Origin of the sequence: Haloferula chungangensis (assembly GCF_042664875.1) — a bacterium.
In the GTDB taxonomy this organism is placed as follows: Bacteria; Verrucomicrobiota; Verrucomicrobiia; order Verrucomicrobiales; family Akkermansiaceae; genus Haloferula; species Haloferula chungangensis.
The window spans coordinates 592315-605177 of record NZ_JBHTBS010000001.1 but is presented as its reverse complement, the minus strand read 5'-3'; the positions used below and the strand labels follow the sequence as shown (position 1 = coordinate 605177).

6 protein-coding genes are annotated in these 12863 nt (G+C 60.9%); all 6 read left to right on the top strand.

Annotated features, from left to right (window positions below):
- Positions 1 to 54 precede the first annotated feature (54 nt).
- The gene (locus ACFQY0_RS02405; protein WP_379708708.1) at positions 55 to 2859 is read left to right on the top strand and encodes a family 78 glycoside hydrolase catalytic domain; all 2805 of its coding nucleotides are present in this window, start codon (positions 55 to 57) and stop codon (positions 2857 to 2859) included.
- A 5-nt stretch (positions 2860 to 2864) separates the two neighbouring features.
- A complete protein-coding gene (locus ACFQY0_RS02400) occupies positions 2865 to 4805 on the top strand; it encodes a sulfatase-like hydrolase/transferase (RefSeq protein WP_379708705.1) in 1941 nt (646 codons plus the stop codon).
- A 9-nt stretch (positions 4806 to 4814) separates the two neighbouring features.
- Positions 4815 to 7535 carry a family 78 glycoside hydrolase catalytic domain gene (locus ACFQY0_RS02395; protein ID WP_379708703.1) on the top strand — a complete coding sequence of 907 codons (2721 nt, stop codon included), beginning with the start codon at positions 4815 to 4817 and terminating at the stop codon, positions 7533 to 7535.
- 11 nt (positions 7536 to 7546) lie between these two features.
- Entirely contained in the window at positions 7547 to 9130 is a 1584-nt protein-coding gene (locus ACFQY0_RS02390; protein ID WP_379708701.1) for a sulfatase, read from the top strand.
- A gap of 17 nt (positions 9131 to 9147) precedes the next feature.
- Positions 9148 to 11184 (top strand): DUF5722 domain-containing protein, encoded by a 2037-nt coding sequence (locus tag ACFQY0_RS02385; RefSeq protein ID WP_379708699.1) that lies wholly within the window; start codon positions 9148 to 9150, stop codon positions 11182 to 11184.
- 304 nt (positions 11185 to 11488) lie between these two features.
- Positions 11489 to 12826 carry a sulfatase family protein gene (locus ACFQY0_RS02380; RefSeq protein ID WP_379708697.1) on the top strand — a complete coding sequence of 446 codons (1338 nt, stop codon included), beginning with the start codon at positions 11489 to 11491 and terminating at the stop codon, positions 12824 to 12826.
- The last annotated feature ends 37 nt before the right edge of the window (positions 12827 to 12863 follow it).

The window sequence follows — 12863 nt, the reverse complement described above, 5'->3', positions numbered from 1 at the left end:
GACTAACCCTCTCTAATTAAACCTTCGTGCTTCGAAGGCCGCACTCTATTCTCCATGATCCGCATCCTCTTTGCCGCACTACTGACCTTGCCACTTCAGGCGTACGAAACCACCGGCCTGCAAGTCGAACACCGCAGCAACCCGGTCGGTCTCGACGATTCCGAGCCCAGATTCCAATGGCAATTGACGGGTGACGAGCCCGGCCTCAGCCAAACCGCTTACCAAATCCTCGTTGCAAGCTCAGCGGAAATCCTGGCCGGCGGGAAAGCCGACCTGTGGGACAACGGCAAAGTCGCCTCGCCATTTTCCCATGTCACTTATGCGGGCAAAGTCCTACCATCGACCACCGGAATCCACTGGAAAGTCCGGACCTGGAATGCGGACGGCGAAGCCTCACCCTGGAGCGAGGATCAGCACTTCACCACCGCTCTGATCGGCTCCCAGCCGAGTGCCCCTTGGATCTCCTTCAAGGACACCACCCCATTCCACAAGGATCGTCAGAAGCTCCACCTACCCGCGCCTCGCTACTACCGCAAGCAGCTCAGCACCGACAAGAAGGTAACCCGCGCCATCGCCTATGCCTCCGCGCTTGGCATCTACGAACTCCACCTCAATGGCGAACGGGTCGGCGACGCCTACTTTGCCCCCGGTTGGACGAACTACCGCAAGCGCGCCTACTACAACGCCTACGATCTGACCTCGCAGTTCCAACAGGGTGAGAACACCCTCGGCGCGATCGTCGCCGACGGATGGTATGCGGGCTACGTCGCCTACGGCAAACTGGTCGGCTACGGCCCCTTCAAGACCGGCCGGAACATCTACGGTAAGACCCCGGCACTAATGGTGCAACTTGAGCTCAGCTACGATGACGGCAGTACCGAGACCATCACCACCGATTCCTCCTGGAAAGTCGCTACAGGTCCCGAGTTCGAAGCCGACTTCTTGATGGGCGAGGGCTACGATGCCCGCAAGGAACTGGGCGCATGGTCCGGCAACGGTTACGACGACAGCAAATGGCAGAACGCCATCCCCGCCGCCGACAACGGCTCGCACAAGCAGGTCTTCATCGACCGCTTCAAGAAAGAGGAGCAGGAATTCGGTTTCGTCGAACCGCCCGTCCTCCAGGCCTATCCCGCCCAGCCGGTCCGTATCACCGAAGAGATCCCTGCTGAATCTGTTAGCGAGCTCAAGCCAGGCACCTTCGTCTTCGACCTCGGTCAGAACATCGCCGGATTGATCCGGCTCCAGATCAAGGGAGAGGCCGGCCAGAAGATCACCATCCGCTACGGCGAGATGCTCCATCCCGACGGACGACTGATGACCGAGAACCTCCGCGAGGCCCGCTCGACCGACATCTACATCTGCAAGGGAGATTCCAAAGGTGAAAGCTGGTCTCCTCGCTTCACGTCCCACGGATTCCAGTTCGTCGAGCTCTCAGGATTAAAGGAAAAGCCTCCGCTGACCGCCGTCACCGGCCTCGTCATGCATTCCGACACCCCCTTCTCGTCCGGTTTCGAATGCTCGGATCCACTTGTCACTCAAGTCTACAACAACGCGGTCTGGACCCAGCGCGGGAACTGGATCGACCTGCCGACCGACTGCCCGCAGCGCGACGAGCGCATGGGCTGGACCGGCGACGCGCAGATCTATGCCGCCTCCGCCGCCTACCACGCCGATGTCGCGGCATTCTTCAAGAAGTGGCTGCGCGAGCTCGAGGACGCGATCACCCCAGAAGGTTACTACCCTTCCTACGCCCCCTACCCCTTCGGTCACGGCGGCGCCATCCACGGCACCGCTTGGTCCGATGCCGGCATCATCGTGCCCCACTCCCTTTGGCAGGCCACCGGCAACACGGTCTTTTTCGACGCCCACTGGCCCGCCATGACGCGCTACATGGAGGCGCGGAAAAAACATGATCCCGAACTGGAAGGCTCCGCCTTCGGTGCTCCGTGGGGCGATTGGCTCAACGTCGACGACGAGACGCCCCACGAGTACATTGACCTCTGCTATTTCGCCAAGATCTGCCAGCAGATGGCTGAAATGGCCGAGGCTGGAGGACATGGGGATGAAGCCGCGCGCTACCGCGACTGGCTCGCGACCTTGCGGGCGAACTTCCGCGCCCACCACCTGCAGGAAGACGGATCGATCGAGCCCTCTTCGCAGTCGGCCTACGTCCTCGCCCTTGATTGCAACATGCTCACCGATCCAGCCGAACGACGCGCCACCGCAGATCATCTCGTCAAGCTTCTGGCATCCAAGGCCGGCCCGGAGAACACCGGCATGAGCACCGGATTCCTCGGCACCAAGCCACTCCTTCCCGTCCTCACCGACACCGGACATCACGACCTCGCCCTGAGTCTCATGCAGTCCCGTAAGTTCCCCTCCTGGGGCTACGAAGTGAAGAACGGCGCCACCACCATCTGGGAACGCTGGAACTCCTACACCGAGGAACACGGCTTCGGCGGAGCAGACGGCAAGATGAACGCAGCGATGAACTCCTTCTCCCACTACGCCTTCGGCGCGGTGACCGAGTGGATGATGTCGACCCTCGTCGGCATCGCTCCCGCCGAACCCGGCTACTCGAAAATCCTCCTCCATCCCCATTTCCCGACGAAGTCTTCCGACGACACGGACCAAGAGCCAATCTCGTGGGTGAAGGCCCATCATGATTCCCCGCAGGGTCGCATCGCGGTTTCCTGGAAGCGTCAGGACGACGGCAGTCTCCTCTACGAAGCCAGCGTGCCTCCGAACACCACCGCAGAGCTGATCCTGCCCGAGACCTCGCCTTGGACGTCCGACGAGCCTCAGACCAAGTCGCAGGAGGTCGGGCCGGGGCAGCATCGATTCATCGTCAAATAAGTGTGATGCCTCCAAACGCACCATCCTCTCTCAGAGCTCTAGGCAAGGTCCGTAAAGCAGGTCTCCGACAACATCGATGGGCGGCCCTGCTCACTGGGATCTTGCTATCATTTCCCGCGATCGGCTCCTCGCAAGGGGCCCGTCCCAACATCCTCCTCATCATGGCCGACGACCTCGGCTACTCCGACCTCGGTTGCTACGGGTCCTCGATCGAGACTCCAGCCCTCGACCGCCTCGCCTCCCAAGGCACCCGACTTGCCAACTTCCGCGTCGATCCGATGTGCACGGTCACGCGCACCTCGCTCCTGACAGGACACACCCACACACAGTCCGCCAACTACCGCCGCTCGTTTCCGCTTCCGAAGGCGCTCTCCATTGCCGGCTACCAGACCTCACTTTCCGGAAAATGGCACCAGCCGAAGCATCCTCTCGACCAGGGCTTCGATCATTTCTACGGATTCCTTCAGGGGCAGATCAACAACTTCACCGGCGACGACTCGATCCTTCGCCAACGCAAGAAGGCACCGGTACCCGAGGACTGGTATGCCACCGATTCCTTCACTGATCACACCATCGAATGCATCGACAGGGCGATCGATGACGACAAGCCATTCTTCGCCTTCCTTTCCTACAATGCACCGCACACGCCGCTCCATGTCTCCCGCGAGCTCGTCGAGAAACACCGCGGACGCTTCTCAACCGGATGGGGCGAACTGCGCCAGCAACGCTTCAATCGACTGAAGGAGATCGGCCTGATCGACGAGCGCCATGTCCTCAGCGAACCCGGCCCCGAAGTCCGCAGGTGGGACGAACTTCCGGAAGAGACCCGCACCCTCGAGGACTTCCGCATGGCCACCTACGCCGCGGTGATCGACCGCCTCGATCAGAATGTCGCCCGCCTGCTCCGGCATCTCGACAAGAAGGGCATCGCCGACAACACGCTCGTCATCTTCCTTTCCGACAACGGTGGCGACTACGGAAACGGCAACATCGCGACGGACGCAAAACAGCTCCCCTGGGACAAGAGTTCCCTCCCCTACATGTCGAACGGCTGGGCCTCGCTGAAATGCACGCCATTCAAATACTATAAAACCAGTGCCTATGAAGGAGGCCTGCGGGTTCCCTTCATCATGCGCTGGCCGAAGGGACTGAAGCACCAACCCGGCACGATTCTCTCCCATCAGACCCACGTCACCGACCTCTATCCCACGTTCCTCGAGCTTGCCGGCACCAGCTATCGGCCCACGGGCAAGCAGGCGCCCCTCCACGGCAAGTCGTTCCTTCCCCTCATCCGGGACGCGGACCTTCCCAAGGAAGCGACCCTCCATCCCACCTTCTGGGCGCTTGATTCCACCACCCGGGGCTACCTCGACTACCCGTGGAAGGCGGTCTCCATCCACAACGGACCGTGGCAACTTTACCACTTAGAGAAGGACCCCGCCGAAGCGAACGACCTGGCCGGATCCCACCCCGAGCAACTCGCCGAGATCGATGCCCGCTGGAACCGCTTTGCCGCTGAAGAAACCGCCATGCCTCCGGACTGGCGTCTCCCCTTGAAAGAGACCTCCCAGGGATGGGGATTTCACCGTCTCGTTCGGATCTGGAATGTGGAAGACTCGATTCCGCGCAGTTCCGCCGCCGAGGTTCCCGTCGACACGGAACTGTCGTTCACCTTTCGCCATCCGCTCGACTTCAAGGGCACGGGAAACAAGACCCTTCGCCTCTATCGCGTGCAGGATCCCGACACGCCCGTGTGGACCGCTGATCCCGACGCCAGCCATCCCGCCCAAGGAAAGAAGACCATCACGTTCACGGACCTTCCCAAGCTGAAGCCGGACACCAGCTACTTTCTCCTGAGCGACCCGGGCTGGGCCCGATCTAACAAGAAGCCGCTACCACCACTCAATGACGGTGCCTACTGGTTCCGCTTCCGCACGGCCAAATAGCACGACCCCATGAATCCCCTGCAATCCGTCATTCTCTCCCTCCTCGCCGTCGCTTCCACCAACGCTTCGCCCGTCGAATCGATGCGCGTCGAAGGCCGCGAGGCCTGGGTGGTGACCGACCACTCCGCCCCCCGACTCGAATGGACTCCGGCGACCAGTGACGTCACCAAGTGGGAACTCCAGACCGTGGTGGGCGACGAGGACTACTCCGGACCGAAGTCCTGGAAACCCGAACCTTTCGCCGTCTCAGAGGGACCATGGAAAGTCTGGCAGGGTCCGACCCTCGCCGACGGTGACAAGGCCCGCTGGCGGGTTCGCGCCATCGACAAAAACGGCGAGCCCGGACCATGGAGCGACGAGCAGCGCTTCGAACGCGGTCATCCCGGAAAATGGATCACGCCGTGGATCGGAATGGATCCCAAACTTCGCGGTGCCGCCGCCCCGATGTTCCGCAAGGAATTCAACTGGACCGGCACGACGAAGGACGCACGGCTCTATATCAGCGGACTCGGCTACCACGAAACATGGCTCAATGGCGTGCGCTTGGGCGATGGAGTCCTCGAACCCGGACAAACCGACTACGATCAGCGCGTCTTCTACGTCACTCATGACGTCGAAAAAGTCCTCCACACCGGCGTCAACATCCTCGCGGTGCGCGTCGGCGACGGGTTCTACAACCAAGACAAGGTCTGGGGAACGGATGGAATGAGCTACGGGGAACCTCGTCTGTGCGCCCGGCTGATCGGATCCGGCACCGACGGAGCGCCGATCGAGATCAGAAGCGACAGCAGCTGGAAATGCCGCACGGGTGCCATTCTCTCGTCGAACATCTACCACGGTGAAGTCCACGACGCGCGCTTGAGGGTCGATGGCTGGACCAAAACGGGTTTCGATGACAGCTCCTGGCACCCGGTGGTCGAAGTGCCCGCCCCGGGCGGTGTCATGGAGGCAGAGTCACTTCCTCCCATCGTTCGTCAGCCTGCGCTAGCGGCGAAAAGCATGACTGAACCAGCACCCGGCATCCGGGTTCTCGATTTCGGCCAGAACTTCACCGGCTGGTGTCGCCTGAAAGTCCAGGCCCCCGCCGGAACCAGGATCAACCTGACCTTCGCCGAACGCCTCGGTGACGATGGCCGGGTCGACACACTGAGCACCGGCACAATCCATACGAAAGCGGATCAACGCGACGTCTATATCTGCGCGGGCAGAGGCACGGAGATCTGGGAGCCATCCTTCACTTGGCACGGATTCCAATTCGTCGAAATAGCCGTCGAAAACGGTGAGGCTACATCCTTGGAGCTGGAAGGAATCCCTCTGCACACCCGCCTGCCGATCCGCGGCGAGTTCCAATCCTCCGACCCGCTCGTCAACCGCCTGTTAGACACCGCCCACTGGACCCAGGTGAGCAACGTCCTCGCCCTCCCTATGGACTGCCCGGCCCGCGAACGCTGTGGATGGACCGGCGACGCCCACCTTTGCGTGCCTTTCACCATGTACCGCTACGACTCGATGGCGATGTGGCGGAAATACGTCGAAGACATCAAGACCACCGCCGAACGGACTCAAAAGATGCTCACATTCGGCGCAGGCATGGGGGACCGCAAAGTACGGGCGAAGGTTCGGGGAATTCCGACCATGGTTGCCCCCGGCAAGCGCTTCATCGGCGAAGCGTCTCCCGACTGGGGCTCCGCGATCGTTTTCATTCCCTGGGACCTCTATCAGTTCAGTGGCGACGAGCGGGTTCTCACAGAAAACCTCGAACACATGCGCCTGTGGACCGACCACGTGGCGGCGCTTGCCGACGACAAGGGCATCGTCAATGCCGGCCTCGGCGACTGGTGCCGTCCTCGCCAACCCGGTGAAACGGGGCGCAAGGAACCGCGCGACTACTACGGCGAGGTCATCCCGATGCTCTCCACCGCATGTCTCTTCCGATGTGCCGACATCATGGCTGACACCGAAGCCCTCGTCGGTGATCCCGCCAAGATCGACAAATGGCGCTCGATCGCCTCACAGAGCCGCGAAGGCTTCTTCCTTGCCATGGACCAGCACGAGGGCTGGACCTACCAGACCATCATGGCCATTGCCATCGAATGGGGCGTCGCCCCGCCCAAGCGCCGCAAGGAGATCGCCGACCGCCTCGCCGAGCAGGTGAAGGCCGACGGAAGCCACTTCATGACCGGCGTGTTCGGATCGCCTTCGCTGTGGCCCGCCCTCGCCGACCACGGCCACGAGGACCTCGCCGACAGCGTGCTCCGGATCGAGACCGCACCGGGCTTCAAGTATCTCTTCGCTCAAGGTGCCACCAGTTTCTGGGAAGTCTGGCCAGACGAAGGCGACAAGGGCCAGCGCTGGGAGCGCTCGATGAGCCATCCCTTCCAAGGTGCCTTCGCCCACTGGTTCTACAGCGGTCTGGCCGGCATCCGGATCGAAGAACCCGGATTCAAAAGCTTCCGTCTACAACCGGTCATGACCGGTCATCTCGACAGCGTCGACTGCCGTTTCCGCTCCGCCATGGGTTGGATTGAAAGCTCGTGGAAACGGAACGACGGGACTCTCAACTGGACGATCGAAGTCCCGCCCGGTGCCAGCGCCACGCTCGTCCCGCCGGGAGAAGTCCTCGCCTGGGCCCATGATGAAAAGGAAGCAAAGGTCTCCGGCGGAAACTACACCCTACCCTCCGGCCGCCACAGCTTGCGCATCCGCCTCGATGCCTCGGTCACCGAATAAGCCATTGTCCCATGAAAGCGCTTCTCTGCTCCCTCGTCCTAACAGTCCAGCTTCTCGCGGCTGCGGAACAACCGCCCAACATCGTCTTCATCCTCGCTGATGATTTGGGCATCACCGACATCAATGCCTTCGCCACCCACTTCACCGGCGAAGCTGCGGAGAAGTTGTTTTATGAAACTCCGAACCTCGACAAACTTGCGGCGGACGGCATTCCCTTTTCCCAATCCTACGCCAATCAGCTCTGCTCGCCCACCCGTGCCGCGATCCTGAGCGGCAGGATCGCATCGACCCTCGGCATCACCACCGCCACGCCGAACACCCGCACCTACTACAATCAGGGCATGAAGGTCCCGGAGGGTTGCAGCCCCCATGACGCCTTCGCCCACAAGGACAAGATCAGTAGTCCTCAAGCCTGGATCAACGCCAACTCAAACACGGCACTCGACCCCGCCTTGCCGACCCTGCCCCGGGTCCTTTCCACCCACAGCTCCGCTTTCATTGGCAAATGGCACCTTGGAGGCCACGGCGTCGCCGAGCTCCAACCCGCCGCCCACGGTTTCCGCGAGCTCGCCTTTGCCGACGTCGGAGGATCGCAGTACTTCGACTGGCAAAGCTCCTGGAACCGCACCAAGCCTTTCTTAAAAACGATGCCCGGCAAGTTTCGCATCGGCATGTCCGGGCCGCCCACCGGTCACGACTACCTTACCGATGATCTCAACGCTCGCGCCTGCGCCTTCATCAAGGAGCAAGCCGGTCTTCCCGAAGATTCCAAACCATTCTTGCTCTACTACTGCCCATTCGCCGTCCACACGCCGATCGAGGCGCCGGAGGCATCCATCGCCCACTTCGCCAAAAAGCCCCAACGCGGACACCTCGGCCACGACAATGCCACCTACGCCGCGATGCTCAAGCACCTCGATGATTCCATCGGCGCGATCCGCAAGACACTCGAAGAAACCGGTCTCTCGGAGAACACCATCCTCGTCTTCACCTCCGACAACGGCGGTGTCGAATTCACCGACCCGGCGGCCACCGACAACCAGCCCTTCAAGGGCGGCAAGGCCTGTCTCTACGAAGGCGGCATCCGCGTCCCGACCATCATTCACTGGCCCGAACATTTCGAAGGCGGGACTTGGTGCGACTCAGTCATCGATGCCACCGACTTCCTTCCGACGCTCGCGGAACTAACGGGAAACCGCATCCCCGACAAGATCGACGGACGGAGCGCCGTGTCCCTACTCAAGGCTCCCACCAAAGCCCAGCCCCCACGCACGCTCTACTGGCACTATCCCTTCAACGTCATCGTCAAGCACCCCGACCACGGCACGCCCCTCACTCCCCATTCCGCCATCCGCGTCGGTGATCACAAGCTCATCTGGGACTGGCACGGAAGCCTCGAACTCTACGACATCGCCAAGGACCCTTACGAAAAGAACAACCTCGCCAAAGAGTCGCCTGAACTCACCACCCAACTTCATCGCCAGCTTAAGGAATGGCTGAAAAAAAACGTCGCAGCACCCTACTTTCCCAAACGCAACCCCGAGTTTGGCCCCGACGCCCCGGGCCAAGCCTTTCCTTTCGAAGACCTCCGTTGATCTAAACCCGCACCATCATGTTCCTTCGTCTCCTAATCGGATGCTTTCTCGTGCTACAGCTCGGGGCGGAAACGCCCCTTTCCATCACCCAAGCCAACGGCTCTCCCGGATCACTCAAGCCCAGCGGTGACGGAAGCTACGAACTTCAAACCGGCGGCGGCATCTCGCTTTATGCCAATCTAACAGCCAAAACCCCCGCTGGTCCGCTGGTGCTCGAGTTCGAATACTTCTGCCTCGGCGAGGTTCCCCGCTTTGCCCTCATCCCCGGCCCGCCCTTCGACAACAAGGCCGCCCGTTGGTCACAGCCGCTCGGCCACAGCGAGGCATGGACGCCGCACCGAATCCGGCTCAGCGCCCATGATCAGCCCCTCCCCGCGAATTGGAAACAACTCCGTCTCGACCTGCCCATCAAACAGGACACCACCCTTCGCCTCCGGAACCTGCGACTTAGGCGCGAACGCCCCGGCGAATTTTCCAGATCCAAATCTTCTGCAGCCGAAACCACGGCCACACTTCGAACTTACTTCGATACCGCCTTTCCCGCCCGGATCAACTCCGTCCGCGTCACTTCGGAACAGGTCATCCTTCAAGGGAACGTCGGTAAACTACGAGGGCCCATCGCAATCGCGGAACTCCCGATCCACAAGCTCCTTTCCGACCCCAATCGCTTCGTCGACACCAGCCCGATCAAAGCTGCGGAAGACGGCAGCTTTTCGCTCACCATCCCCCGCCTCATTCAAAGAAACGGAAGAGAACAGGATCGGCTAACATCTCGTTGGCAGGTGGTGGCGACTTCTGGAGCCCGACCCGAACCGCGATCTCACGCCCGTTTCCCGGACGAGGTCATCTGCCGTTCATCCGAGCTGCCGCCAGCCAAGCCGAAATCCAAGAAGGGACTCGGCGGCTGGAGCGCCGACCGCGGACCCAAGGCAGAACTCGAAGCCCTCGATATCGCCTCCGTCACCGTCAACGTCCGACTCGAGCAACTGCTCTCAAGCACCCCGTCCAAAGGCTCCTTCCCGGTCGCTTGGCAGGACCGGACCTTCCACGCGAACCCGCGGGCTCTCGAGAAATACGACGCCACCTTCCGCGAAGCCGCGAAGGGAGGCCGGATGGTCTCCGCCATTCTGCTCATCGCCAACCCCGCACGATCTAACAGTCCCACCGTGCAAACTCTGGGACACCCGGATGCCGTCGCCGAAGGCACCTATGCCATGCCGAACGTGACTTCGAAGGAGGGCATCGAACTCTACGGCGCCATCCTCAACCTCATGGCCGAGCGCTGGACACGACCCGACGGCAAGTTCGGCCGCGTTCACCACTGGATCGTCCACAACGAAGTCGACGCCGGCTGGACCTGGACCAACTGCGGAGAAAAGGAACTCCTCCCCTTTGTCGACCTCTACCATCGCTCCCTGCGGATGGTCCACCTGATCACCCGACAGTATGACCCTCACACACGGCCATTCGTTTCCCTGACCCATCACTGGGCCAAGACCGCGAATCCGAAGTTCCATCCCTCGCGCGACATCCTCGAGACCTTGGCCCTGTTCACCACCGCCGAAGGCGACTTCCCCTGGGCGCTCGCTCATCACCCCTACCCATCATCGCTCCGCAAGCCAAGGACCTGGGAAGACAAGGACGCTACGGACTCCTTCGACACCCCGAAGATCACACCGAAAAACATCGAGGTGCTCGACCGCTGGATGAGAACGCCCGCCATGCGATACAGAGGCACCGAAGTCCGCCCGATCCACCTCAGCGAGAACGGCTTCAACTCCCCGGACTACAGCCGAAAGTCGCTCGAAGACCAGGCGGCCGGCATGGCCTACGCATGGAAAAAAATCGCACCCCTCGATTCGATCGAGGCCTGGCACTACCACAACTGGATCGACAACCGCAAGGAAGGCGGACTGCGCATCGGCCTGCGGAAGTTTCCCGACGCCCAAGGCGACCCATACGGCAAGAAACCTATCTGGCATCTCTATCAAGCCCTCGCCACGCCGCGAGAAGACGAGCTCATCGCCCCCTACCTTCAACATGCTTCCGAGTAGCCCATGAAATCATCGAGAAACAGCATTGAGGTTAGGCAATTTGCAATTCCTTAAGCTCCAGCAACGATAATTCATGATTCTCGATAAGAGTTCAGCTTGGAATCCTTTCAAAAGTAGTAGCACTCCAAACGAGCCTCGAACTAACTCCGCAAACCCCAAAAAAAGTTCCGAAAGACAGACGCACCTCAGCAGATGGAAGCGCATTGATTTCTCCAGACTGGCGTCCCTACGGGCTCGGCAGGCCATTCTCCGAAGTTCTTGAAGAAAGCCAGCGAAGCACCATCCAACCTCAAGAATCGACAACATGATCCGAACATTAATCTGCACTCTTGCACTCGGCAGCCTCTGCTTTGCCAAGCCTAACATCGTTCTCATCCTTTCCGACGACCAGGCGTGGACGGACTACGGGTTCATGTCCCATGAGCAGATCGAGACACCCGCGCTGGACAAGCTCGCCGCCGAGTCGCTGACCTACACTCGCGGCTACGTCACCGCTCCGCTCTGCCGCCCTTCGCTCGCCTCCATGTTCACCGGCGTCTACCCTCATCAGCACGGCATCACTGGCAACGATCTGAGGGATGGAAAAAAGTTGGTCTCCCGCAGTGACCCGAAGGGAGCCAAACTTCATCAGACCCTCTATGAGCGATTCCGCATGTATCCCGGGCTCGCCGGCGAACTCGGCAAGGCAGACTATCTCTCCCTTCAAACCGGCAAGTGGTGGGAGGGCGACCCGAAGCAATCTGGCTTCACCCACACCATGTCCCATGCCGATCCCGAAAGGGGCGGTCGCCATGGGGACGCCGGACTGGAAATCTCACGCAACGGCATCACTCCGATTCGCAAGTTTCTTGATGAGGCCGAGGGACAGGAAAAGCCCTTTTTCATCTGGCACGCCCCCTTCCTCCCCCACACCCCTCACAATCCACCCGACGAACTCTTTGAGAAATACAAAGCGATGGTCGATTCCCCTCATGTCGCCCGCTACTACGCAATGGTCGAGTGGTTCGACCAGACCTGCGGCGAGCTGATCGACGAGCTGGACAATCGAGGACTCAGCGAAAACACCGTCGTCCTCTACGTTACGGACAACGGCTGGATCCAGAATCCGGAGAAAGGCAAATACGCGCCCCTTTCCAAGCAGGACGTCCACGAAGGCGGCGTCCGCACCCCGATCATGGTCAAGTGGCGCGGCCACATCAGTGCGCTCCTCGATGAAAGCACCCCGGTTTCCGTAATAGACCTCGCTCCCACCATTCTCAAAGTCGCAGAGCTCGAGGTTCCCGACACCATGAAGGGCATCGACCTTCGTGATCGCGATGCCCTCAAGGCCCGCAACACCGTCTTCGGTGCCGATCATTCCCACGACATCCGCGGCATCGACAAGCGGGCCGACAATCTCGAGTCACGCTACGTCGTCCACGGCGACTGGAAGCTCATCCTTCACAACCACGAGAACTTCCCGCCACCGGTCTACGGCGGAACCCGTAACGGCAAGGAGAACAACCCGAAGGGCGATCCCGAACTCTACAACCTAATCGCCGATCCTCATGAAACGAAGAACCTTGCCGAAGAGAACCCGGACAGGGTCGCCGAACTCACCAAGCTTCTCGACGCCTGGTGGGATGGTTCCGAAACCCGATAGCCCGATTCCCGTGCGGTCTTTCCTCATCCTGCTAGCT

What these genes read in the sequence shown, in the direction of transcription:
- ACFQY0_RS02405 (WP_379708708.1), top strand. Translation starts at nt 55, where the DNA reads ATGATCCGCATCCTCTTTGCCGCACTACTGACCTTGCCACTTCAGGCG.
- ACFQY0_RS02400 (WP_379708705.1), top strand. Translation starts at nt 2,865, where the DNA reads ATGCCTCCAAACGCACCATCCTCTCTCAGAGCTCTAGGCAAGGTCCGT.
- ACFQY0_RS02395 (WP_379708703.1), top strand. Translation starts at nt 4,815, where the DNA reads ATGAATCCCCTGCAATCCGTCATTCTCTCCCTCCTCGCCGTCGCTTCC.
- ACFQY0_RS02390 (WP_379708701.1), top strand. Translation starts at nt 7,547, where the DNA reads ATGAAAGCGCTTCTCTGCTCCCTCGTCCTAACAGTCCAGCTTCTCGCG.
- ACFQY0_RS02385 (WP_379708699.1), top strand. Translation starts at nt 9,148, where the DNA reads ATGTTCCTTCGTCTCCTAATCGGATGCTTTCTCGTGCTACAGCTCGGG.
- ACFQY0_RS02380 (WP_379708697.1), top strand. Translation starts at nt 11,489, where the DNA reads ATGATCCGAACATTAATCTGCACTCTTGCACTCGGCAGCCTCTGCTTT.